This window comes from Flagellimonas eckloniae, from assembly GCF_001413955.1.
GTDB classification, from domain to species: Bacteria; Bacteroidota; Bacteroidia; order Flavobacteriales; family Flavobacteriaceae; genus Flagellimonas; species Flagellimonas eckloniae.
In genome coordinates, this window is sequence record NZ_LCTZ01000002.1 from 658,885 (window position 1) to 684,811 (window position 25,927).

Sequence of the window (25,927 nt, forward strand, 5' to 3'; positions counted from 1 at the left end):
ATTTTATTTTGTTTCATTTTGCAATAGTTGTTCTAGGGAAAGGATGTCCGGTACTAAAACCTGACGAGCCTTGCTGCCTTCAAAAGGGCCGACTATTCCTGCCGCTTCCAATTGATCAATGATTCTTCCAGCCCTGTTATATCCCAATTTTAATTTTCGTTGGATAAGAGAAGCAGAACCTTGTTGTGCGGTTACAATAACCTCAGCAGCGTCTCTGAACATAGCATCTCTATCCGAAATATCATAATCAATCCCCGTGCCAGATTCTTCGCCAACATATTCAGGAAGCAAATGTGCATCTGGATAGGCACGTTGGGAGCCAATATATTCTGTGATTTTACCAACTTCAGGAGTATCCACAAAAGCACATTGCAATCGCGTGACATCATTACCTTGGGTGAACAACATATCTCCCCGACCGATGAGTTGATCGGCACCTTGAGCATCCAAAATTGTTCGGGAATCTATTTTTGAGGTAACCCTAAACGCAATCCTTGCCGGAAAGTTGGCCTTTATGATTCCCGTAATCACGTTTACCGAAGGTCTTTGCGTAGCGATAATTAAGTGAATGCCAATCGCCCTTGCCAATTGTGCCAATCTGGCAATAGGGGTCTCTACTTCTTTCCCAGCGGTCATGATCAAGTCTGCAAACTCATCAATCACCAAAACAATATACGGAAGGAACTTATGCCCATCGTTAGGATTTAATTTTCTTGACTTGAATTTGACATTGTATTCCTTAATGTTTCGGACCATTGCCAATTTGAGCAATTCATACCTGTTATCCATTTCAATACAAAGCGAATTCAAGGTATTGATTACTTTGGTATTGTCTGTAATAATAGCTTCATCCGAATCTGGAAGCTTTGCCAAGAAATGGCGTTCAATCTTGTTGTAAAGTGTCAATTCCACTTTTTTGGGGTCAACCAAAATGAATTTGACCTCGGCCGGATGCTTTTTGTAAAGCAATGAAGTGATAACGGCATTTAGCCCAACTGATTTTCCTTGACCCGTGGCACCCGCCATAAGCATGTGCGGCATTTTGGCCAGATCAACCACAAACGTTTCGTTGCTAATGGTTTTTCCAAAGGCTATGGGAAGCTCCATTTCTGCCTTTTGAAATTTATTAGAAGCAATTACGGAGCGCATGGAAACTATGGTGGCATTCTTGTTGGGAACCTCAATACCAATGGTTCCTTTTCCAGGAATAGGGGCAATAATTCGTATGCCCAATGCCGCTAGTGAAAGTGCAATGTCGTCCTCAAGGTTTTTAATCTTGGATATACGAACACCTGCTTCGGGGACAATTTCATAAAGCGTAACCGTAGGACCAATAGTGGCCTTTATTTGTGCAATCCCAATTTTGTAATTTTTGAGGGTGCTTACAATTTTGTTCTTATTTTCTTCAAGCTCTTCTTGGTTGATTGTGATACCACCGGAGGCCCCATGAGGTTCCAATAATTCCAATGGGGGGAATTTATAATTTCCAAGCTCCAATTTTGGGTCAAATTCCCCAAAATCCTTAACCAATTTGTCAGCTTTTATATCTTTTTCTTCTTTTTCTTCGGTTATTTTTTCAACCTTTAAATCAATATCTATTTCTTCTTCCTGCGGAAGGTTAACGTCCAAGCCAGCTTCATTTTCAAGTGGAGGAATGTCTTTTTTGTGTGTATAAGTATCCACAACAATGGGAGCAACAGTGTCCATGTTTAATTCAATACTACCTTCATCGGTTGTCAAAATTTTAGCTTTTGACTTTTCTTTTTTAAGGTCGGATTTAAGGTTTTGTCTTTGGGAACGAAAAAAGTGGGCAATACCTTCGGGTGAAAAGTTGAAGAGTTGCACCAGGATTATAATCAGAACAAATATCAACAGCAAAAACACACCTATCTTTCCAGTGTAGTCCTGAAGAAAATCATTCATTTCGTAACCGATAAGGCCACCTAAGAGCGGTTGTTCATAAGCAAAAAAACCAAGTGCCACTGAAATCCAAATAACACCTGTCAACCCCCAAATCCACTTGCTTACAAGTCCTTTGCTGTTTAAACCAAGAAAAAGATATAGTCCGGTAATAGCCAATAATAAAGGAAATGTAAATGAGGCAAGCCCAAAACCTTGGTACATGAAAAAGTGGCTTATACCAGCACCAAATTTATTCAACAAATTGCTTGCTTCTGCATTTCTATCACTAAACTCGGAAAGCATGCTCTGGTCTTCCTGCCACGTAAAATAATACGACATAAAGGAGAAGAACAAAGCTATACTAAGGACAATCAAAAGACTGCCCAGAATAATTTTGTTTTGCTTTGAGAGTTTTAATGAAAAACCTTTTTTGGCGGATGTAGGTTTGGATTTTGTCCTCTTTTTTGCCATTAATCTTTATAATATGGGGGCTAATTTACAAATTTACGTTGCTAAAGATGTTCTTAGATGTAACTTATACCAATTTTGGCACATAGATTAGCAATCCAACAATGCCGGCCAAAATAGATACAATCATTACGGCTCCTGCCGATATATCTTTTATAAAACCAATTTTGGGGTCATTTTCTGGTTGAATAAAATCCGATATTTTTTCCACTGCAGTGTTAAGCCCTTCTATTCCCATAACCATACCAATGGCAACCAACTGAATCATCCATTCTGTATTGGAAATATTAAAATAGAAGCCAGCTCCGGTGACCACCAAAGCAATTACAAACTGAATTTTAATACTTGCCTCGGTTTGTAAAAGAAGGAACATGCCCTTTAGGGCATATCCCACACTTTTGATTCTATTTTTGAAAAAAGATTCTTTAGGCATTCAAAATTGCATCTAAAGCAGCTTTGTAATTTGGTTCATCCGCTGTTTCAGAAACTTGTTCTGTATGGACGATTTTTCCACTTTCATCCACTACAACAATACATCTTGAAAGAAGCGTTTCAAATGCGCTATCAGCAAAGGCAACTCCATAATCGTTACCAAAGTTTCCTGATTTGTAATCGGAAAGCATATCTACATTTTCAATTCCTTCAGCACCACAAAAACGTGCTTGTGCAAATGGAAGATCTTTTGAAATGCACAAAATTTTAGTGTTTTCAAGCTTAGCAGCTTCCTCATTAAATTGGCGAACTGATTTTGCACACGTCCCTGTATCCACACTTGGGAAAATATTCAGCACAAGTTTATGATCGCTGTAATCCGACAAAGAAACTTCGGATAGGTCTGATTTTGTAAGTGTAAAACTTGGAGCATTTGTATTTAGCGATGGAAGTTCACCAACTGTATTTGCTGGGTTTCCTCCTAAGGTAATTGAAGCCATATCGTATTGATTTATTTTGATGTGAAGGTAAAAAGATAAACGCTTATAGGCACGCTTATCTTAAAATATTTAATCTAAATTTAAAGGTTTTCTTATGCTTTTGCAGGTGTTGCCAATTGTTTTATTTTTATTCTTAGGGCAGCAAATAGTAAGGTCATAAAAGGACTTAACCAGTTGAATATGGCATACATAAAATATTCCCCCACACCAACACCTAAAACTCCACTATGGTATGCCCCACAAGTATTCCAAGGAACCAGAACAGAGGTAACCGTACCTGAATCTTCCAATGTTCTACTAAGATTTTCAGGAGCCAGGCCTCTTTCCCTATATGCTTTTGAAAACATTTTTCCAGGAACAACCAAGGCGAGATATTGATCGGATGCCGTTACGTTCAGGGCTAGACAGCTACCAACTGTACTTGCAAAGAGCCCGAATGTTGTTTTAGCCATACTTAAAAGTGATTTGGTAATGCGTGCCAGAGCGCCAATACCATCCATAATGCCGCCAAAAACCATAGCGCAAACAATTAACCATATAGTACCTAACATCCCGGCCATACCTCCAGAAGAAAATAAATCATTTAGTGCAGGATCATCCGTTGCTATATTAGTGTCAACAGTAATTGCATTTAAGATACCCTTGTAACCAGATTCAAAATTTAAGCTTGTACCACCACCTAAAGTTGTTACAATCTCAGGTTGAAAAATTAATGCAAAGACTCCTCCCAATAATGTGCCAATCAATAAAGCCAAAAGTGGCGGAGCTTTTTTTACGATTAAAAAGATAACTACTAATGGCACTATAAAAAGCCATCCATTCACATTGAACGTTGCGCTAATATTTTTAAGAATAGTATCGGTATCCGCAACTCCAGAGGTATCAATTGTAAATCCAAGAATTATAAATACTATGAGGGTAATCGATATGGTGGGAATTGTCGTCCAGGTCATATATCTTATATGGGAAAACAAATCACCACCTGCCATTGCCGGAGCCAAATTAGTCGTATCACTTAGCGGTGACATTTTATCACCAAAATAGGCCCCCGAAAGAACCGCTCCCGCAGTCATTCCTAGAGAAATGCCCAAAGCCTCCCCAATGCCTATTAGAGCAATACCAACTGTAGCAGCAGTTGTCCAGCTACTACCCGTAGCAATGGAAATAATGGCGCAGATAATTACGCATGCTGCTAGAAAAATAGTAGGATTTAATATTTGTAAACCATAATAAATCATAGCAGGAATGATACCACTAACCAACCAAGTTCCAGAAAGTGCACCAACCATTAATAAAATAAGCAAGGCACCAGTTGTGGATTTCACGTTTTCCGCTACTTCGGAAATCATTTGCTTATACGATACTTTATTGAAAAACCCAACTATAGCAGCAACTGCTCCTCCCAACAGCAAAATGAATTGGTTGGAACCACTTAAGGCATCATCTCCAAAAACATAAACGTTGTAAGCCAACATACCTACTAAAGCAAAAACTGGAATAAGGGCTTCCCAAATATTCAGTTCTCTATTTTCGATGATGTTTTCGTCTTCCCTATATTTTGCTTTTTGCTTTTCTTTTGACATTAGGTTGGTGTTTGGTGAAAGGTAATATTACGATTTTGAAGCTTGTTCTCCAAACAGGTCAACAATCCCTTTTTAAGCCAAAAGAATTGTTTTAGGTAGGATGTTCAATTTCTCCATACAAGAACGCATGGTTAAATATGTTTTATGGATATCATTGTCCAAACCTATTGAAAAGCGAATGAGTCCATGGGATAGACCCAATTCTTCCTGTTCTTCCATAGGAATTTCCGAAGAGGTGGAGGTGCCTGGAGCGCTAAACAATGTTTTGTAAAAACCAAGACTAACGGCCAGATAGCCCAACTTCTCTTTTTGCATTAATTCCATCAAGGCATTGGCATTTTCCAAGGAACCAACATCCAAAGTCATTAATCCGCCAAAACCATATTCAGGGTTCATTTGATTCTTCATGATTTTATGACCGGGATGATTGTCTAGACCTGGATAGACAACTTTAAGCCCATCATTTTTAAATGCTGAAGCTAAATAGTGTGCATTTTCACTATGTTTTTTAATACGGATATGCAATGTCCGCATGTTTTTTAGGATTGATGCCGCTCTAAGACTGTCCAAAGTGCTGCCCAACAGCATTCCAGCGCCATCGTTTACATCCTTTAGACTAAGACAAAACTCTGTGGAAGCGCAGACTGCTCCCGCAACACAATCACTGCTCCCATTTATGAATTTGGTAAGGCTATGCACAACAATGTCAGCTCCAAGTTTGGCCGCGTTTATGTTTAGCGGCGAAAAGGTATTGTCCACAACCAATGGAATGCCATATTTTTTGGCAAGTTTAGAAAGTGACGTAATATCAGCTACCTCAAGCAGTGGATTGCTAACCGCTTCACAATAAATCATTTTGGTGTTTGATGTAATGGACATTTCTACTGTCTCCAAATTGGTGATATCAACAAAAGAGGTAGAGATGTTGAATTTCTTTAAAAAGTTTTTTAGAAACGCGTAGGTGCCTCCATAAATGGTTCGGCTACATACAATATGCTCATTGGCATTGCATAATTGCATAATTACAGCGCTGATGGCTCCCATACCGCTGGCGTAAACATTTGCGGATTCGGTTCCTTCCAATTGTGCCAATGCTTCACCCAAATATAAATTAGAAGGAGAGGAGTGTCTACTGTACAGATAACAGCCCTCAGTATTGCCTTCAAAAGTATCGAACATTGTTTTTGCTGAAAGAAATGTATAGGTTGATGAGTCTGAAATTGAGGGATTTACTCCTCCAAATTCACCAAAATACTGTAAATCCTGAATGTTTTCCGATGCTTTATAGTCCATTTTTGAATGTTTTAACAGTAAAATTATTAGAAAAGTGAATTAATATCAATGATCATATTATAATATAGATTTTAAACTTATTTATTAGATTAATTTAGATTTTAATTCTATTTTGGAGAAGAATTTTTGATTTAACCGAAAAATAATCAGTATGGAGCTTGATGATAAGGATAAACAATTGGTGAAATTACTTCAGGAAGACTGTAAAAAAACCACAAAAGAGTATGCGGATAATTTGCAATTATCCAAGACCGCTGTTTATGAACGGATTCGTCGTCTGGAGCGAACGGGGGTCATAACCGGTTATGTTGCCTTATTGGATAAGGAAAAAGTACAGCGTGACTTCACAGTGCTATGCCATATACGATTGGTACAGCATACCAAGGAAAATGTACTTCGATTTGAGCGGGAAATTCTAAAATTAGAAGAAGTTTCGGAATGTTTTCATGTGAGCGGGGATTATGATTATATCTTGAAGGTCAATGTGAAGAACATGAAAAAATATAGAGAGTTTATGGTCACCAAACTCACCGCTATTAGCAATATTGGTAGTACACAAAGTTCGTTTTCCATAAAAGAAGTAAAGTACAGCCCCTCCGTTTATATTTAGGAAACTTTAACCTAATAAGGTGTTAAAAGAGAAGTTGAATTGGGATGATATTCCTAATTTCTACTCCAATCAAGAAACAAACAACAATCAAAAAAACACCTTTTCACAAATGAATTCCCGTACGCGAGTCTTTCTCACGGTTCTGGCAACAATCATTGGCGGACTGTCATTGACGCTTTACACCACTATTTCAGAGGATATCCTATTTGAAAATTTAAGTTTTTGCTCCTCCTCATCCCAAGACCTTGTGCTTGGAAGCATGTCACTTTTCACTTCGGCTATTTTAGCTGGATTCATTGCCACGTTGATTGTGGTTAAAGACAATTTTGTACCACATTTTTTCATTTCCCTTTTTATTATTGGAAAAATGTCTGTGGCTGCCGCCTGCGGACAATGGCATGGTCCCTTATGGTTTGAAACAGGAATGAATCTGTCTCTTATTGGAGGTATTTGGTTGGGTAGGTATGGCGCTGTTAAATTTCCCTTGGCTCCTTTTTAAATAGAATTACAGGGATTTAAGGTGTGCAACCATTTTGTTTCTCAAATTAGTATCGGGTATTTTGCCCAATCCTGCTCCCATATTATCAATCATATGATGTGGTTTTGAAGTACCCGGAATTACGCAACTCACATTTTCATTTGCCAGGATGAATTTTAAAAAATATTGCCCCCAGCTATTGATATCCTGTTCTTTGGCCCATTGCGGGAGTTCCTTTCCTTTTATCAACCTGAACAACGAACCACTCTCATATGGTTGATTTATTAGTGTTGCCGTTTTATACTTTCTGGCTGTATCAAATAACGATTTTTCAGCATGCCTAGACTTTATGGAATAGTTGAATTGAACAAAATCAGGCCTTTCTGATTTAATAATTTCCTCCAAAGAGCTATGGGATGAATCCACATAATGTGTGATGCCCAAATAGCGTATCTTTCCTTGTTCTTTCCAGTCTTTTAATGTTTTAACATGTGTTTTCCAATCCGTTAGATTATGAATCTGAATCAAATCCATTTTTGCTCGCTGCATTTTCTTCATGGATGCCTCCATTTGCTGAATTCCTGCTTGCCTGCCTGTTGTCCAAACTTTGGTGCCGTAAAACAATTTGTTTCCAAAGTCCAATGTACTTGTCAAATCCCCTACCACTTTTTCGGAACTACCATACATAGGTGATGAATCAATAACGGTGCCTCCAAGTCTATTCATCTCGACCAGTACTTGGTTTAGAATTTTACGTTTTTCAGAAGAATTACCAACATCAAAAGTTTGCCAGGTGCCTAGACCAACTATTGGAATTGCCTCCCTGGTTGATGGTATAATCCTGGTATGAACTTTATCATTTGCGTTCAATGGGTTTCCATAGGATTGTAATGAAAGTCCAAATCCTGCCAATAACGATAATTTTAGGGCTTCCCTTCTGTTATATACTGTTTTCATAAGTCTTGCTGCTTAAAGTTAATACATTCTCTTTTTTTACATGCTGTTTTCCAAGTCGATAACCTATAAAACTCCATAAGAAAGAAAGAGGGATGGCCAAAAATGCAATGGCTCCCAATCCCCAGCCCATAGCTACGAACCCTGCAAAAAGCCATCCAACAAACGCATCTCCTCCGCGATAGATTGCCGTATCGATGAAGTTTTTGGATTTGTATTTGTCCTCAAAAGAGGAAACAGTAAAGAGGATTTCCTTTCCAGGCCGCAACAGCATAAAGTTTCCAGCCCTGTGAACCACCATCAACATAGCAATAATACTCAAAGATGGATTCATCCCTAGAACCATCAATCCAACACCCATTATAAATGGAATGGAAGCCAAAACCACAGATAGCCCAGACTTTTTTATAATATGTCCTGCAAAAAACAATTGACCAATAATAGCAATTGCATTTACCTTAAAATCAATACTTGAAAAATAGCGAATCCTATCACCACTGCTCGTCAACATTTCCTCTACAACATGGGCTTGTTCAAAATAAAGCACTGTTGAAATTGTGGTGTAGAGTAACACAAAGGATACAATACCTAAGAGATATGTTGATTTGACTATATTTTTAACTCCTTCAAAAAGACTTGTGAGTTTAACTGGGTTTGGCTGAACACTTTTATTAAAATGCTGTTTCTTTTCTGACAAGTTCAAAATACCACGAATGCACAGAAGAGCAGCTACCAATAAGAAAGCAGCTATCAATAAGAGCATGGCGACAGAAAATTTAGAGCTTAGATGATTTGCCAATATAGGGCCAGTTAGAGCTCCTAAACTTCCACCAGATGCAATTATTCCAAAAAATCGTTTAGATGATTTACTGGAAAATACATCAGCCATAAAACTCCAGAACAATGACACCACAAATAAGTTGAAAACACTCAACCAAATAAAAAAGGAAATGGCAAACCATTTGGAAACACCAAAAAATTGGAATGCCAGATAAAACAAAAGAATGTTACCAATAAAGAAAGAATATGAAAAAAACAGAATTCTTCTTATTGAATTTCGTGATACCAAGAGGCTAAATACTGGAACAATGCAGAGCATGGCAACAAAAGTTCCACTAAACAACCATTGCATATTTATGGCACCATTTACAATTCCCATCTCATCTCGCAATGGGCGTAGGATAAAGTAAGAACATAGTAAACAGAAAAAATAAATAAAAGAGTAACCGATTAGACGAAGCTCTCGATCCTCAGTTTCTTTTAGTGATTTAAAAATTGATGTATTGAAAAAGTATTTCACGAAGTCTTAATTCCATTCTGTTCGAAATCGAATTTGGGAATTAATGTTTGCCAATCCTTTTTGATTGGTGAATACGTCTGATGAATTTATAAATGGCTAAAAGCGCGCGTTGGTCTTTTGAAACTTTGTAGGGGTTGTTCCCGTAAATTTTTTAAAAGCGCTGTTAAAAGAGGAAAGTGTATTAAATCCACAATCATATGCAATATTGGCAATTTTAATTTGTGCATAATCGGCATGGAGAAGTTTTCCTTTGGCATCCTCAATTCTATACCCGTTCATAAAATCTGGAAAGCTTTTTCCAATGGTGTTATTAACAACGTGAGAAACCAAATAGGCAGGAAGTTTTGCTTGCCTTGCAACACTATTTAAAGTGCAATCCGAGTCCAAGTATAGTTTTTTGCCCTGCATTAGGGATTCAAGCTGTTTTGCATAGAGACCAAGCTTTTCTTGAGTCAATCGGATGTTTTGATGCTTCCTAGTTGGGTCATGTTTTAAGAGCGATGGGTTTTTGAACAATAGAAAAGCAAGGAAGTAAATAAAGGGAAGGTAGATTACTGGCCCAAGCAAATAAGGGGTTAAACCCAGAATATAGTTGGAGAAATATAAAAATTGAAACAAGACCGTTCCAAGAATCAAGGTTGTTATCCAGATTGCGGAAGTCTTATCCATAGGAGACTTATGCTTTTTTGATAAAAATCGAATACCTAAGAGACCCAATGTCATAAAACCATAGGCAACTTGATGAAAAAGAAGAAGGGAATACCCACCAGAATACCAAAAATTTGATAAGGTCAAAGAGGATACAAAAAGCAGCAGAAGGGCACTGGGAATAAAATGTAAAATAGTATAGGAGGACCATTTCTTTGGAAATAGAAAATACAAACTGTAAAGAAGTAAAGCTGGCCCTGAAATGGAATGCGCCAGAAAACCTAAATTAATTAGCCACATAGGAGTGAAATCTAAATATACCCAAAGAATGGACTTGGTCAATCGTAATGCCACCGATAGAAAAAGTATACAAAGCAAAAGGTTCCTAAAGTCCTTTTTCCGCACGTAGAAGCTATAAAAAGCCATTAAAAAACTTTGGGTTGCCCCAATTCCAGCTATGAAAATCTCAAGTTCTTTGTTTAGTCGTACGGTTCGCATCAACTAAATATAACCAGAATTTGCATAAAATTTATGGATATAAGATAACCTTAACAGCAAATGGCTTTTGTAACAAAATTGATATAAAATCAAATCTTAAAAGAACAGAGTCTTTTCAGATAACATTGTTATTTTTGTAGTTATTATTGAAATCAAAACATTATCCCTAAGAAATAGATATGAATCAATATGATGTGGCCGTTATTGGCTCTGGACCTGGAGGCTATGTGGCGGCAATTCGCTGTGCACAATTAGGAATGAAAACTGCAATTATAGAAAAGTATAGCACTTTAGGAGGCACTTGCCTCAATGTTGGGTGCATCCCTTCCAAGGCACTTTTAGATTCATCACATCATTATGAAGATGCCATAAAACATTTTGAAGAGCATGGAATTGATATTCCCGGTGAAGTCAAAGTGAATTTAAAACAAATGATTGCCAGAAAGCAAGGTGTGGTTGACCAAACCACCAAAGGCATTCAATTTTTGATGGATAAAAACCAGATAGATGTCTATGAAGGTGTTGGCAGTTTTAAGGATGCTACGCACATTGATGTGGATAAGGTGGATGGTAAGAAGGAGACCATAGAAACAAAACATACAATAATAGCAACAGGTTCCAAACCATCAACACTTCCTTTTATTAAGATTGATAAGGAACGTATTATCACTTCAACAGAAGCTTTGGAGCTCAAAGAGATCCCAAAACACATGATTGTGATTGGAGGGGGTGTTATTGGCTTGGAATTGGGTCAGGTTTATAAGAGACTTGGTGCTGAAGTTACCGTTGTTGAATTCATGGACCGTATAATTCCAGGAATGGATGGAGCGCTTTCCAAAGAATTGATGAAGGCGATGAAAAAGCAGAAGGTCAAGTTCAACCTATCCCATAAGGTGAAGTCTGTTGAACGAAAAGGAAATGAGATTGTGGTAAAAGCTGATGATAAAAAAGGGCAAGAGGTTACCTTTACTGGAGATTATTGTCTGGTTTCCGTAGGAAGAAGACCTTATACGGATGGATTGAATGCTGAGGCAGCTGGAGTAAAATTGGATGACAGGGGTAGAGTAGAGGTCAATGACCATTTACAGACCAATGTTTCCAATATTTATGCAATTGGTGACGTGGTTCGAGGAGCTATGTTGGCCCATAAAGCAGAAGAAGAAGGAACCATGGTTGCTGAATTGATTGCAGGACAAAAACCACACATCAATTATAATTTAATTCCTGGTGTTGTTTACACATGGCCAGAAGTTGCTGCTGTCGGCAAAACAGAAGAAGAACTAAAAGAGGCCGGAGTTGCATATAAATCAGGACAATTTCCTATGCGCGCTTTAGGACGTGCAAGAGCTAGTATGGATATTGATGGCTTTGTGAAAATACTTGCAGATAAAACCACTGATGAGGTCCTTGGAGTCCATATGATCGGCGCTCGCTGTGCTGATTTAATCACTGAGGGGGTCACAGCTATGGAATTTAGGGCATCAGCAGAAGATATTGCACGTATGAGCCATGCGCATCCAACCTATGCCGAAGCTGTAAAAGAAGCAGCCTTGGCTGCTACAGAAGATAGGGCAATACACATCTAGAAATAGGTTTTCAATGAAGATTAGAGATAAGTCAGGAGTAACGGAATATCTTGCCAGTGCTGAAAGGTATGAAACCATGCAATACAACCGAACCGGTAAAAGTGGGGTACTCTTACCAGCGTTGTCAATAGGATTATGGCATAATTTCGGCTTTGTGGATAGCCTTCAGAATGGGAGGGATATTTTACGTTGTGCATTTGATTTGGGAATCACCCATTTTGATCTTGCCAATAATTATGGCCCTCCATATGGTTCTGCAGAGGAAAATTTTGGAACAATCTTCAAAAAGGATTTTAAACCCTACAGGGACGAACTGTTCATTGCTTCAAAAGCAGGTTTTGATATGTGGCCTGGGCCTTATGGGAACCATGGTTCAAGGAAATATCTTATTTCCAGTCTTGATCAAAGCCTAAAACGAATGGGATTGGATTATGTCGATATATTTTACCACCATAGACCAGACCCAGAAACGCCACTTGAAGAGACCATGATTGCATTATCAGATATTGTGCGCCAAGGAAAAGCTTTGTATGTGGGCATTTCAAACTACAAACCCAAAGAAACAGCAGAAGCAGCAAAGCTACTTCGAGAATTAAAAACACCATTTATATTGCACCAAGCCAGGTATTCTATTTTTGACCGATGGGTTGAAGATGGTTTATTGGATACTTTGGAGGAAGAGGGAGTGGGCTGTATTGCTTTTTCTCCTTTGGCACAAGGTATGCTCACAAATAAATATGTAAATGGCATTCCTGATAATTCGAGAGCGGCAAGGAACCTCACTTATTTGGAAAAAGAGCAGGTAGAGGCCAACTTAAAAAGAATACAAAGTTTGGCGAAAATAGCCGATGCAAGAGGTCAAAAACTTTCTCAAATGGCCATTGCCTGGCTATTGAGCAGACCGGCGGTTGCATCTGTTCTTATTGGAGCAAGTTCTGCTGATCAATTAAGGGAAAATGTAGGTGCTTTGGAGCAATTACACTTTTCTGATGAAGAATTAAAACTGATTGACAGTAACTAAACTAGTTTTTTATCAATCCAAAAAGTCTGGTAAGGAAAAGCTTGGCTTTTAGCAATAATTCTTTCAGAATGGGTTTGCTTACTGCCAATAAATTAAGACTTTTAGTCTTGATATATTCTCTGCCCCAAGCAATATTACCTTTAATTTCCGATTCATATTTGTTGTATCTCAGGGCTAAAAACGTACAAGTGAACATAAATGCCAATGCTCCCGGAATTACAACAGAAGGTGTTAATATGTGATTAAAGAACCGATACAATCCCAATCCAGTGAAACTTCCATACAGAATTACAAAATGGATCACATAAATGGACAGTGTACTGGCGCCAATACTCAGTACAGTCTTGTTGGTCATAAATTTTCGAAGCAGCATAAAAATTGCGAAGACGAAGAAGACATCACCCAGACGGATAAACAAATAATTATTAAAGAAGATATCTGCAAAAAGCTGAATTTTCGTCAACCTATGTATATACAAAAAGGCATCCGAAGACGCGAAAATCAATAAAGACCCTAAAACTAACGCCAAGCTTATAGCAACTTCGTACAGATATTTAAAGTTTTTGAATCTATTGAATAAGATAGATATGAACCCTCCCATTGTGGCATAGCCCAACCATGGAATTATGGTAAATACGGAACCATTTGCTTTGGTAAAGTAATTTGCTATTGCATTGGGCAAAAATGAAAATGTCCATTGCTTATAGGCTGGTTCAAACAAAAATAACACGATAGTGATTCCTAAGAGCAGTGTTGGAAAGAGATATTTTTTTCTCTCAATGGTAAAGAGATAAACCCCAATCAAGGCTAAAATGGAAAGTCCAATACAATGCAGTACATCAACCAAGTAAAACGAGTCATAAATCTCACCACTAAGAATTCCAAAAAGATTCATTCGCAGCAGGTAGCCTATCAAAAGCAACTGTAATCCGCGGCGGATTCCTTTTTTTACCCTTGGGTTGTCAAAACCTTTTTGAGGTACTTTTATTAAAAGATATGTAAAAATAAATCCTGAAACCGTAAAGAAAACGGGAGCGGTAATGCCTCTAAAATAAAGCCAAATGGAAAAAACCATATTTTCCCTATCTCTAAAAACAGGGTCTAAAAGCCCATCAATGAAATGTCCCTGAAGCATCATTAAGATGGCCCAGGCACGCATTGCATCTATGAAAAATAATCTGTTGGCTTTGGTTTGCATATGCAAATAATTACCCTATATACTTGCTTAACAACAAGTTTGGATGTTTTGCAGTGCGAAATTAGGCAAAATACTCGCATGTAATGTACAATTGCGGTATTTTAGCAAAACAATCAAGATTTTACACATATGGCTGCAATTTTGGCACTGGCGGGAAGCAATTCTTCAACTTCCATCAATTTCAAATTAGTACAATTTACAACCTCATTGATAGATGGACATCAAATACAACAGTTGAACATGACATATTATCCTTTTCCCATGTACAGTGCCGATGATGAAAAACAGAAAGGATACTCCAATTCATTGATAGAACTTAAGAACGATTTTCAAAAAGCAGATGGGGTAATACTTTCTGTAAACGAGCACAATGGTAATCCATCGGCTTATTTCAAAAATGTATTGGATTGGCTGTCTAGATTGGAACGAAAGTTTTTACAGGATAAAAAAGTACTGTTAATGTCTACTTCCGGAGGAAAAAGAGGTGGTATAGGGTCACTAGGAGTAGTGCAGGATATGTTGCCCAGGTTTGGAGCCGATATAATAAGCACATTTTCATTGCCATCTTTCAGTGAAAACTTTGGACCAGAGGGAATTACCAATGACGAATTAAAAAATCAGCATAAAGTGGCTTTGGATGCTTTTCTGAAAACATTAAAGTAAAAATCTATTGCGCAAGCATCTTTCATTTACAATTTCTTCCCCTTTAAAATTTAAAGAAGCTTTATTAGAGTGGTCAAAAAAAAATCAGAAAATTGTCTGGTTGGATAGCAATGGACATTCTGATGAGTACGGTTCTTTTGATGCTGTTTTGGCAATTTCCGAACAGACCGATAAGTCTAGAATAGGTTTAAAAAACATCGATGAAATAAATGATTTTATAGATAAAAAGAATGATTGGTTGTTCGGATATTTTACTTATGATGTTAAAAATGAATTGGAAGACTTGGTGTCTAACAACTACGATGGTCTTGGGTTTCCTAAAATTCACTTCTTTCAACCTGAGAAGATTATCGCCCTAAAAGGCAATCAAGTCAATTTTCTCTACCTTGATGATTATGCCCAGGAAATTGAAGGAGATTATACGCAAATAGAAGCAATAAAGAAATCCCAGAAAGTCGAAAAAGAACAGAAACAATCCGTACACATAAAATTACGCATCCACAAAGACGCTTATTTTGAAAAGCTTGACAAGCTATTAAGCCATATTCATCGCGGAGATGTTTATGAAGCAAATTTCTGTCAGGAATTTTATTCAGAAGGCACAAGTATTGATGCTTTATACACGTACAAGAATTTAAACACGATTTCAAAACCGCCTTTTGCCTCCTTTATGCGATTGGATGATAAATATTTAATGTGCGGGTCACCAGAACGTTATTTAAAAAGAAATGGCCAAACCGTTGTTTCACAACCCATTAAAGGAACAGCAGCTCGCGGATTAAATGAGGTTGAAGATAAAAAGCTCAAAATTCAGCTAGGAAATGACGAGAAGGAACGAACGGAAAATATCATGATTACAGATTTAGTACGAAACGATCTTTCCAAGAGTGCATTAAAAGGTAGTGTTGAAGTGAAGGAATTTTGCAAGGTGTATACTTTTGAACAAGTGCATCAGATGATTTCAACAATAGTTTCCAAAGTTCCAAAAGATAAAAATCCGGTAGAGTTGATCCAGGAAACTTTCCCTATGGGAAGTATGACAGGAGCCCCCAAAATTTCTGCAATGAAAATTATTGAAGAACTAGAGGAAACAAAACGGGGATTGTATAGTGGCACTGTTGGGTATTTTGACCCAAATGGGAATTTCGATTTTAATGTAGTCATTCGCAGTATTCTATATAATGCCACTAAAAAGTATGTTTCTTTTTCCGTAGGAAGTGCTATAACCGCCAAGTCAAACCCTGAAAAGGAATATCAAGAATGTTTGCTTAAAGCAAAGGCAATGCGTAGCGTATTGGAAGGGAGCTGAAGTTTATTGTTAATTTTACACTATGTTGACGCAATTCATAGCTCATATTAAAACTGGTTTTCCCTTCTTAAAGGAGAAGCGGTTGCTATTGGCTTGTAGTGGGGGAGTGGATAGTGTTGTGTTGGCACATTTATGCATTAAACTGGGGTTGAATATTACATTGGCACATTGCAATTTTAACCTTAGAGGATTAGAAAGTGACGAAAATGAATTGTTTGTCCGAGAGCTGGCCAAGCAATTAAATATAGCTATCCTGGTAAAATCCTTTCACACAAAAGAGTATGTCCAAACCCATAAGGGTTCGGTGCAGATGGCAGCGAGGGAACTACGCTATCAATGGTTTCACGAAATTATGGATGCTGAAGGTTTTGATTTTGTGTTGACGGCACATCATGCAGACGATAGTTTGGAAACATTTGTAATAAATCTTTCAAGAGGGACGGGTATTGATGGTTTATCTGGAATTCCAGCTCAAAACGGACGTGTGTTTAGGCCACTTTTGAATTTTTCTCGAAATGAAATCCTAGAATTTGCAAAAGCAGAGCATATTAAATGGAGAGAGGATAGTAGCAATGCAGAAAATAAATATTTGCGGAATAAAATCCGTCATGAAATTGTGCCCAAATTAAAAGAACTGCACCCAACATTTTTGGAGAATTTTAAAAAGACACAAGAGCATTTAATTCAAACTAATGCCCTAGTTCAGAATCATATCAATGAGCTCAAGGAGAAGTTATTTGTGCAGGAGGTAGGCCATTACAGAATACGTATAGAAGATTTAGCGGAATTGCATCCTATTGAACCTTATCTATATCAACTTTTTAATGAATTTGGATTTACCGAATGGGAGGATGTTAAAGGACTTTTAACCGCTATGAGCGGCAAAAAAGTAGAATCAAAAACCCATAGCCTTATTAAAGACAGAGAACATTTACTGCTTTCCAAAAAGGAGACTAAGAAAAAAACGGTCTTTGTGATTTCAGAAGATGATAACCATATTATAAATCCAGTCCAATTAAAGATTGAAACCGTAAAAACCTTGCAAAATCCCTTGCAAAATGTAATTTATATAGATAAGGAAAAGTTAAACTATCCGTTACTATTAAGGAATTGGGAAAAAGGCGACTATTTTTATCCCTTTGGTATGCAAGGAAAAAAGAAACTGTCAAAATTCTTTAAAGATGAAAAGACAGATGTCCTGTCCAAGGAAAAACAATGGCTGTTATGTTCGGGAAATAACATTGTTTGGGTTGTTGGTAAAAGATTGGATGAGCGTTTTAAGGTTGATGAATTAACAAAAAGTATTATAAAAATTACACTTTCTGTATGAGGTTTTTGTTTCTATTCTTGGGATTGTTTTTTGCCAATTTGACTAGTCAAGGGCAAACTGGGGATAACCCAGCGCTATGGTCACATGAAGTAAAGAAGCTATCGGATTCAGAATATGATCTAGTATTTCAAGGAGAAATTTTAGAAGGTTGGCATGTCTATTCCCAATATACGGCAGAAGGCGGCTCACTTCCTAGTGAGTTTACATTTGAAGGAGCTGGTGAGGACTACGAATTGGTCGGAAAAACCACTGAGAGCAAAACCATAACAGAATTTAGTGACGTTTTCGAGGTTGATGAAACCTTTTTCAAGAAAGAAGCCATTTTTACACAACGGATTAAGCTCTTAAAATCAAATGTTACCCAGGTTTCGGTCAATTTATTCTATCAGATATGTAAGGAGGTCTGTATCCCAAAAGATGAATTATTCCAGATTTCACTGGATGGGAGCGATTTCGTAAGCCAGGAAAAGAATCTGGACGAACGTAGCCTTGCGCTGGGCACATCATTAAAGTTGGATTTAAAAAACAAAGCACTTTTAAATCAGGGCACTTTGCAAGGAGAACAGGGTAAATCTAACCTATGGATGGTATTTGGTTTAGGATTTTTAGGAGGTCTAATCGCATTGTTGACCCCCTGCGTTTTTCCAATGATACCCCTTACCGTTTCTTTTTTTACAAAACAGTCCCAACAAAAATCAAAAGGTATCGCAAATGCCATTTTATATGGATTCTTTATTGTGCTGATTTATTTTTTATTGAGCCTGCCATTTCATTTGTTTGATTCCATAGACTCCCAAATTCTAAATACGATTGCAACCAACATTTGGTTGAATGTCTTTTTCTTCATCATTTTTGTGTTTTTTGCCTTCTCATTTTTTGGATATTACGAGTTGACATTGCCCAGTTCCTGGGCCAACAAAATGGACGCGGCTTCTTCCAAGGTAGGAGGTGGAATGGGAATATTTTTTATGGCATTGACCCTTGCCATAGTTTCATTTTCATGTACCGGACCAATTTTGGGAGGACTTTTGGGAAGCACCACCTTGGCTGATGGAAACGTGGCAACGAACCTATCGGCCGGAATGGTTGGTTTTGGTTTGGCCTTGGCCTTGCCTTTCGCATTATTTGCCCTTTTCCCAGCTTGGTTAAATTCTTTGCCAAAATCAGGTGGATGGATGACCACTGTAAAAGTGGTGTTGGGATTTTTAGAGTTGGCACTTGCATTTAAATTTCTTTCTAATGCTGATTTAGTAGGAAATTGGGGGATTTTTAAGAGAGAAATATTTTTAGGGATTTGGATAGTACTTTTTGTACTATTGGCACTGTACCTTTTTGGAATATTTAGATTTCCACATGACGGTCCAAAACAAAAAATTTCCCTGACTCGAAAACTCATTGGATTGGTTAGCATTGTTTTTTCCGTATACCTTGTATTGGGTCTATTTACTGTTACAAACCTTAAACTACTTAGTGGTTTTCCTCCTCCTGATTTCTATAGTATAACAGAAACAGAAAGTGACTGTCCGTTAGGTTTGGATTGTTTTAAGGATTTTGAAGAAGGGGTCGCTTACGCACAGGAAGTAAATAAACCTATTTTGTTGGATTTCACAGGGTGGGCCTGTGTGAATTGCCGAAAAATGGAAGAAAATGTATGGAGCGATGCAAGCATCTATCCAATCCTAAAGGATGAATACGTATTGATTTCATTATATGTTGATGATAGAAAAGAGCTTCCGGAAGAAGAAAAGTTTGATTTTAAATACGATTCTGGAAGAATTAAGACTATTGAAACCATAGGACAAAAATGGGGCACTTTCCAAACCATAAACTTCAATGCTGCATCCCAGCCGTATTATGTGCTGCTCTCTCCAAACCTCGAAATCTTGAACAAATCTGTGCAATATGTTGATGCAGATGTCTATGAAAAGTGGTTGAAATCTGGTTTGGAAAAGTATCAGCTTTCCATGAACAAATAATTTTCTGTTTTTCAGGGAATTTTCCCTTTTTAGAAAAAATAGTACCTTAGTTAGACTAATAACTCAATCAAAAAACCCCAGTGAAAAAATTAAAAAAAGTACTTCTCGTACTTATTAGTACCCTATGCCTTGTTGTCATTGGTCTGCTGATATTCATAAATTCCCTTAAGCCAGATTACAACGGAAAAAAGACATTATCAGGAATACAAACCGAGGTCAACGTATTTTACGACGCCTACGGAATCCCTCATATATATGCTAACAATAAAGAAGATGCTTTCCAAAGCTTGGGATATGTCCATGCCCAAGATCGTCTATGGCAAATGGAATTGTTAAGGAGAATAGCAAAAGGAGGACTTTCCGAAGTTTTTGGCAAAGATTTAGTAGGAACGGACAAGTTTTTTCTTTCTCTTGGAATAGATGATTATACAACGGAAACGGTTTCCAACTTGGATATGGAAAGCGAAATGGTAACGCTCTCAAATGCTTATCTAGACGGAATTAATCAGTTTATAGCAGAAGGCCCAACCCCAGTGGAATTTTATCTTACTGGCTTGGAAAAAGAACCATTTTCCATCGAAGATGTATACAACACTATGGGTTATATGGCCTTTAGTTTTGCAATGGCCCATAAAACAGACCCGTTGTTGACCAACCTTAGAAATCAGCTCGGGGATGAATATGTAAATGAATTGGCAATAGAGTCAGATACATCAACCCTTTGGATCAAGAATTTCAAAAAAACCGTTTCAGATTCCCTAAAAACGAACATCACGGCGAACGTTACCAGTGTTATGGAAAAACTCCCTGTACCAAAGTTTGTTGGAAGCAATAGCTGGGTGCTATCACCAGAGAAAACCAAAAATGGCAAGGTTATATTCGCAAACGATCCCCATATAGAATTTGCTCAACCTTCTGTTTGGTATGAAGCCCATGTCATAACCCCGGAATATGAAAAATACGGATACCACTTGGCGGGGGTCCCATTTCCCATTCTTGCCCACGATAGAAATCTGGCATTTGGATTGACAATGTTTGAGAATGACGATATTGATTTTTATTTTGAAGAAACCCATCCATCGGACAGTACAAAATATAAAACCGAATCTGGTTGGAAAAATTATGAGTATGTAACAAAAAACATTAAGGTAAAGGATGGGGAAACTACTATTTTCAAATACAAGAAAACAAGGCATGGCCCAGTGCTTAACAATATAGCCGATCAAATTAAGGGAGAAACACCGATTTCGATGTCTTGGATCTACACACAAGTGGACAATGAGATAATGAAAGGTTTATATGGTATGTGCACGGCCAAGGATATTGATGAGTTTAAGAAAGCCCTACCCAAAATACATGCCCCGGGCTTAAATATAATGTATGGGGATGCCAAGGGTAATGTAGCCTGGTGGGCAACTGCAAAATTGTATCAGATGCCAGATAGTGTATCTACCAAATTTGTGCTAAATGGAGCTTCTGGTGAGGAAGAACGTTTAGATTATTTGGATTTTTCAGAGAACCCAAGCGCCATAAACCCTCCATGGAATTATGTATACTCGGCTAACAACCAACCTGATTCCATTTCTGGAATGGTTTATCCTGGCTACTACCTCCCAGAAAACAGAGCTGTTAGGATTGTAGAGCTGTTAAGCTCAAAAGATGATTGGGACCTGGAATCCACTTCTAAAATGACACTTGACATTACTTCTCCCATTAATCCAAAAATGGTGTCCGAATTGATAAAACTCTTGGATATCACCCCTTTATCAAATGACCAATTGGTACAATTAGACGCACTTAAAAATTGGGATGGAACGTATACTTTGGAAAGCACAAGTGCCCTACTTTATCATAGATGCGAATATTATGTGCTTAAAAACACTTTTGAAGACGAAATGGGTACAGAACAATTTAATCAGTTCTTGGCAACGCATTTATTCAAACGTCACATTGCCTTTGGCACTCGAAAGGAAAAAGGAATATGGTGGGATAATATTACAACTAAGGATAAAGTTGAAACCAGGGATGAAATCGCATTAAAATCATTTGCGGATGCATGGAAATCATTGGTTGCTGATTTTGGTCCAGACCCAAGTGAATGGACCTGGGATAAAGCCCATACATTGGAACACCCACATCCTATTGGTCAAGTGGAATCCTTGCGTAAATTTTTTAATGTAGGCCCATACCCGGTAGAGGGTACACAAGAAGTAATCAACAATATGAGCTTTAAATATGATAGTACAGGTCTCTATCGTGTAAGTTCTGGACCATCTACGCGTCGTATAATTGATTTTTCAGACGTGGAAAACAGTATAAGCATCTTGCCAACAGGACAATCAGGAAACCCCCTGAGCAAATACTATAAGGATCAAGCGGAACTTTTTGTAAATGGAGAATTTAGAAAAATGATGATGAACAAGGAGGAGATCGAGGAGACCGCAGCCTCATTACTTGTTTTTAAACCCTCAAAGGAGTAAGCCATTTCAAACTTCTCATTTTAAAACACTACTTATTATTAATCAAGTAGTTAATCTTAAGAAATAATTTAATTTAAAAATATTCCGCTGGTTATACTGCTTTATTATTTTTAAATATATATTTTAGTATTGATAGCTATTTTTTTGAATTTAAATGTTTTGCTTTGGACTGTTCCAAAAAAACTTTCATTAATAGCTATTTTCAACTGTTTTCTTTCCTAGTTGGGTTCCTGCTCAATTTTGTTTTATGTCATGGTCAAATCTCTGAGAAGGAGAGGGACTACTACTTATTGTTTGATGATTTTATCGGAGTCGATAACACTAACTTATATCAAGGAGTTCTATATGTTAAAGAGTATAGAACCATCAACGAAAACACCCAGTTTTTTAGAAGTGATGATTTCCTCAGTGGTTCTATAGATTACAATGGACAGATGTATTTTGACCTTGATCTAAAGTATGACGTCTATAACGATGAATTATTGCTGAAAATAATTCAGAAAGCAGGCGGAGGAACAATTAAACTGTTCAAAGAAAACATTGAAAGTTTTGAAATAGAAGGAAGGGTATTTGAACAAATTTATGCAGAAAGTTTACCGACAGGATTCTATGAAGTTTTGGTGAAAAACGCATTTTTCACACTTTATGCAAAGCGGGTAAAAAAGAAATTTGAAAGAAAAGATACATTCATTTTTGATGAGTTTTTAGATGGACGAAGTGAATATGTCTTATGCTACACTAACAAGTATGTTTTACTAAAATCTAAAAAAAGCATAACAGGTCTATTTCCAGAATTTAAAAATGATATTAATGAATATTATAGAAAGGTAAATTGGCGTACCAAAACGGATACTGATGGGTTTCATATTGGCCTTATGAAGCGTATAGAAATACAATTGTCCAATACGAAAAAACCATTGGTGAAATGAAAAGAATCCTAGTGAGCCTCATGCTTTTAGCAAGCATGCAATATGTACATTCCCAAGTGGAGATTCCAAAGATTTCGGTGTCTTTCAACGATACAGATTTAAAAGAGGCACTTTCTGCTATTGAAGAGAAAACAGAATACAGTTTTTTCTATATCGAATCATGGTTAAAAGGGGTAAAGGTTTCCGGAGAATATACAGATTTAAGAATTGATGAAGTCCTGGAAGAATTATTCAAGAATACGGCATTCAATTTCCACATCATGGACGAACAAAGAATATTTCTACTGCAGAATAACCAAATATACAATTCCTTGCCGAAGGTTTTTTTTGGAAAAGAAGAAGAGCTGACCGACTCCGAAATTGAGTTTGAAGAATTAGAAAATTTAGCTCCTTTGTTTGTGGAAACAGATGAGAATGACATAAACAAAGAATTAAAAGTTGTTAAAATTGGAAAAGAAAATAAGAGCAATCGAAGAAGGACATTTACACTGACTGGAAAAGCTGTTAATGCTAAAGGGCAGCCTATCCCAGATTTAGCTATTATTCTTCAAGGAAAAGATGTTGGTACATCTACTAATGTAAATGGAAATTATAGCATTGACCTTCCTGCAGGTGAAAACATTTTAGAAACCAAAGGACTTGGTATTCAAGGTTCAAGAACCAAAATTATTCTGTATAATGATGGTGTTTTTAATTTTCAACTGAATGAAAGTCTAGAGGTATTGGACGAGGTTATTGTAGAGGCAAATAGAGATAGAAATGTAGAAACGGCATTGACGGGGGTAACCTTGATTGAAGTTGAGAAAATAAAGAACATTCCTTTGGTACTGGGGGAAAGGGATGTATTGAAAGCAGCAGTTACTTTACCTGGTATTACCACTGCTGGTGAGGGGGCCGCAGGTTATAATGTAAGAGGAGGGAGAGCAGACCAAAATCTAATCTTATTGGATGATGGGGTTATTTACAATCCATCTCATTTTTTTGGCATTTTTTCTGCAATTAACCCATATAGTACAGGGTTGGCGGAGATTTACAAAGGAAATATTCCTGCGGAATTTGGAGGAAGGCTTTCCTCGGTCTTTGATATTACCACCAAAGATGGAAACACACAAAAATTTGCAGGAGAGGCTTCCATAGGACCGGTAACAAGCAATATTGTACTTGAAACCCCTATACTAAAAGATAAATCGGCATTGCTTATTGGTGGCAGGGGTACTTATTCAGATTGGATATTACGCGCATTGGATGATGAGCAACTGAGTAATAGTACAGCCTCATTTTTCGACCTCATCGCTAAGTACAACCATACCATAAATGACAATAACGAAATAAAAGCTACGGGCTATTTTAGTCGAGATGCCTTTAGCATTACATCAGATTCCATATTTGATTACAGCAATAGATTGGTTTCATTGAAATGGGACCATAAGTTTAATGAAAAGAACACAGGAAGTCTCATACTTTCCAATAGCGAATATAAATTTGGGATTGAGTTTGATGGTGAATCCAACGATGATTTTGATTTAGGGTATAAAAACAACGAAACCGAGATTAAGATTAAGATAAAATACCTTCATAGTGATAAACACAAATTTGATTATGGTTTATCCAGTAAGCTTTATGTTGTAAACCCTGGAGAAATTGCCCCGCTAACTTCAGATTCTGATGTTTCAACTTTGACCCTGGCTGAAGAAAAAGGTCTGGAGTCTGCTATTTTTTTATCTGACAGGTATAAAGTAAGCGATAAGTTGTTAGTGGATATGGGCCTCAGGTATTCCTTTTATGCTGCGCTTGGTGCTTCAGCACAGCGGATTTATGAAGACAACGCACCTCGAAGTAGCGCCACTTTAACAGAAATAGAGGAATTTGATAAAAACGAAGTAATAGAAACATTTGGAGGTCCGGAAGTACGGCTTTCCGCAAGGTATTTCATCAAGCCTGACTTTTCAGTGAAAGCAAGCCTTAATAATGCTTTTCAGTACATTCATACGTTATCCAATAATACCACGGCATCTCCAACAGATACATGGAAATTATCCGATTTAAACATCAAGCCCCAAGAAGCATATCAAGCTTCTTTAGGTTTTTATAAAAACTTAGAAGGTAATAAGTATGAACTAAGCATTGAAGGTTATTATAAACAGCAAAGAAATTTGTTGGACTATAAGGTTGGGGCCCAACTACTGCTTAATCAAGCTATTGAGACAGAGGTGTTACAAGGAGATGGAAAAGCCTATGGGGTCGAATTCTTACTAAAGAAAAACGAAGGAAGGCTAAACGGTTGGTTGGGTTATACATACTCAAGATCATTTGTGAAATTGGATAGTGAATTCAATGAAGAAGTAGTGAACAACGGTGATTTTTTTCCATCAAATTATGATAAACCACACGATATAAGTGTCGTGGCCAACTACAAGTTTACCAAGAGGTTTAGTGCATCGGCCAATTTTGTATGCCAAACAGGAAGACCTGTAACTTTTCCCATAGGAAGCTTTACGTTCAATAATTCTGAGTTTGTGTTATATAGTGACCGGAATAAGTTCAGAATTCCAGACTACTATCGATTGGATTTGAGTTTTAATGTAGAGGGAAATCATAAAATAAAGAAGTTTGCCCATAGTTTTTGGAGTTTTTCCATCTATAACGTATTGGGAAGAAATAACCCGTATTCAGTATTCTTTGTTACAGAAGATGGAGGGATAAAGGCCTTTCAAAGTTCTATTTTCTCCATACCGGTGCCCACAATAACATATAATTTCAAATTTTGAA

20 protein-coding genes are annotated in these 25,927 nt (G+C 37.3%); 11 read left to right on the top strand and 9 right to left on the bottom strand.

Annotation, left to right across the window (positions count from 1 at the left end; genetic code table 11):
* Nucleotides 1-3: 3 nt before the first annotated feature.
* From AAY42_RS02915 to AAY42_RS02935, 5 genes are all read right to left on the bottom strand, one after another.
* The gene (locus AAY42_RS02915) at nt 4-2,373 is read right to left on the bottom strand and encodes an FtsK/SpoIIIE family DNA translocase (protein ID WP_055392501.1); all 2,370 of its coding nucleotides are present in this window, start codon (nt 2,371-2,373) and stop codon (nt 4-6) included.
* A gap of 64 nt (nt 2,374-2,437) precedes the next feature.
* A complete protein-coding gene (locus AAY42_RS02920; protein ID WP_055392502.1) occupies nt 2,438-2,803 on the bottom strand; it encodes a diacylglycerol kinase in 366 nt (121 codons plus the stop codon).
* Nucleotides 2,796-3,302 carry a thiol peroxidase gene (gene tpx, locus AAY42_RS02925; protein WP_055392503.1) on the bottom strand — a complete coding sequence of 169 codons (507 nt, stop codon included), beginning with the start codon at nt 3,300-3,302 and terminating at the stop codon, nt 2,796-2,798. The genes AAY42_RS02920 and tpx overlap by 8 nt, the downstream gene beginning before the upstream one ends.
* 92 nt (nt 3,303-3,394) lie before the next feature.
* Nucleotides 3,395-4,885, bottom strand: a complete 1,491-nt coding sequence (gene nhaC / locus AAY42_RS02930; RefSeq protein WP_055392504.1) for a Na+/H+ antiporter NhaC — start codon at nt 4,883-4,885, stop codon at nt 3,395-3,397.
* A 72-nt stretch (nt 4,886-4,957) separates the two neighbouring features.
* A complete protein-coding gene (locus AAY42_RS02935) occupies nt 4,958-6,178 on the bottom strand; it encodes an aminotransferase class I/II-fold pyridoxal phosphate-dependent enzyme (protein WP_055392505.1) in 1,221 nt (406 codons plus the stop codon).
* A 151-nt stretch (nt 6,179-6,329) separates the two neighbouring features.
* Here AAY42_RS02935 and AAY42_RS02940 point away from each other — a divergent pair, with 151 nt between their 5' ends.
* Nucleotides 6,330-6,788, top strand: coding sequence for an Lrp/AsnC family transcriptional regulator (locus tag AAY42_RS02940; RefSeq protein ID WP_055392506.1), 459 nt, complete (start codon nt 6,330-6,332; stop codon nt 6,786-6,788).
* 19 nt (nt 6,789-6,807) lie between these two features.
* A complete protein-coding gene (locus tag AAY42_RS02945; protein WP_055392507.1) occupies nt 6,808-7,287 on the top strand; it encodes a hypothetical protein in 480 nt (159 codons plus the stop codon).
* A gap of 6 nt (nt 7,288-7,293) precedes the next feature.
* Here AAY42_RS02945 and AAY42_RS02950 read toward each other — a convergent pair whose 3' ends face one another.
* From AAY42_RS02950 to AAY42_RS02960, 3 genes are all read right to left on the bottom strand, one after another.
* Nucleotides 7,294-8,223 (bottom strand): aldo/keto reductase, encoded by a 930-nt coding sequence (locus AAY42_RS02950; protein WP_055392508.1) that lies wholly within the window; start codon nt 8,221-8,223, stop codon nt 7,294-7,296.
* The gene (locus AAY42_RS02955) at nt 8,207-9,520 is read right to left on the bottom strand and encodes an NTP/NDP exchange transporter (protein ID WP_055392509.1); all 1,314 of its coding nucleotides are present in this window, start codon (nt 9,518-9,520) and stop codon (nt 8,207-8,209) included. Before AAY42_RS02955 ends, AAY42_RS02950 begins: the two co-directional genes overlap by 17 nt.
* A 96-nt stretch (nt 9,521-9,616) precedes the next feature.
* Nucleotides 9,617-10,666 carry a helix-turn-helix domain-containing protein gene (locus tag AAY42_RS02960; RefSeq protein WP_055392510.1) on the bottom strand — a complete coding sequence of 350 codons (1,050 nt, stop codon included), beginning with the start codon at nt 10,664-10,666 and terminating at the stop codon, nt 9,617-9,619.
* 179 nt (nt 10,667-10,845) lie between these two features.
* Here AAY42_RS02960 and lpdA point away from each other — a divergent pair, with 179 nt between their 5' ends.
* On the top strand, nt 10,846-12,252 hold the full coding sequence (gene lpdA / locus AAY42_RS02965; RefSeq protein ID WP_055392511.1) for a dihydrolipoyl dehydrogenase: 1,407 nt from the start codon (nt 10,846-10,848) through the stop codon (nt 12,250-12,252).
* 13 nt (nt 12,253-12,265) lie between these two features.
* On the top strand, nt 12,266-13,273 hold the full coding sequence (gene mgrA / locus AAY42_RS02970; protein ID WP_055392512.1) for an L-glyceraldehyde 3-phosphate reductase: 1,008 nt from the start codon (nt 12,266-12,268) through the stop codon (nt 13,271-13,273).
* Between the two features lies 1 nt (nt 13,274).
* On the opposite strand, the gene AAY42_RS02975 is transcribed toward mgrA, so the two are convergent.
* Complete coding sequence (locus tag AAY42_RS02975) at nt 13,275-14,471, bottom strand: acyltransferase family protein (protein WP_055392513.1); 1,197 nt, start codon at nt 14,469-14,471, stop codon at nt 13,275-13,277.
* 129 nt (nt 14,472-14,600) lie between these two features.
* Here AAY42_RS02975 and AAY42_RS02980 point away from each other — a divergent pair, with 129 nt between their 5' ends.
* The 7 genes from AAY42_RS02980 (at nt 14,601) to AAY42_RS03010 (ending at nt 25,926) form a co-directional block, all read left to right on the top strand.
* Entirely contained in the window at nt 14,601-15,134 is a 534-nt protein-coding gene (locus AAY42_RS02980; protein ID WP_055392514.1) for an NADPH-dependent FMN reductase, read from the top strand.
* A gap of 7 nt (nt 15,135-15,141) precedes the next feature.
* On the top strand, nt 15,142-16,443 hold the full coding sequence (locus AAY42_RS02985) for an anthranilate synthase component I family protein (protein WP_055392515.1): 1,302 nt from the start codon (nt 15,142-15,144) through the stop codon (nt 16,441-16,443).
* A 22-nt stretch (nt 16,444-16,465) separates the two neighbouring features.
* Complete coding sequence (gene tilS, locus AAY42_RS02990; RefSeq protein ID WP_055392516.1) at nt 16,466-17,773, top strand: tRNA lysidine(34) synthetase TilS; 1,308 nt, start codon at nt 16,466-16,468, stop codon at nt 17,771-17,773.
* Nucleotides 17,770-19,749, top strand: a complete 1,980-nt coding sequence (locus AAY42_RS02995; protein ID WP_055392517.1) for a protein-disulfide reductase DsbD family protein — start codon at nt 17,770-17,772, stop codon at nt 19,747-19,749. Before tilS ends, AAY42_RS02995 begins: the two co-directional genes overlap by 4 nt.
* A gap of 80 nt (nt 19,750-19,829) precedes the next feature.
* Nucleotides 19,830-22,229: a penicillin acylase family protein gene (locus tag AAY42_RS03000; RefSeq protein ID WP_055392518.1), complete on the top strand. Its 2,400-nt coding sequence runs from the start codon at nt 19,830-19,832 to the stop codon at nt 22,227-22,229.
* Nucleotides 22,230-22,393: 164 nt separating this feature from the next.
* Nucleotides 22,394-23,158 (top strand): hypothetical protein, encoded by a 765-nt coding sequence (locus AAY42_RS03005; protein WP_055392519.1) that lies wholly within the window; start codon nt 22,394-22,396, stop codon nt 23,156-23,158.
* A complete protein-coding gene (locus AAY42_RS03010; protein WP_055392520.1) occupies nt 23,155-25,926 on the top strand; it encodes a carboxypeptidase-like regulatory domain-containing protein in 2,772 nt (923 codons plus the stop codon). Before AAY42_RS03005 ends, AAY42_RS03010 begins: the two co-directional genes overlap by 4 nt.
* Nucleotide 25,927: the final 1 nt, after the last annotated feature.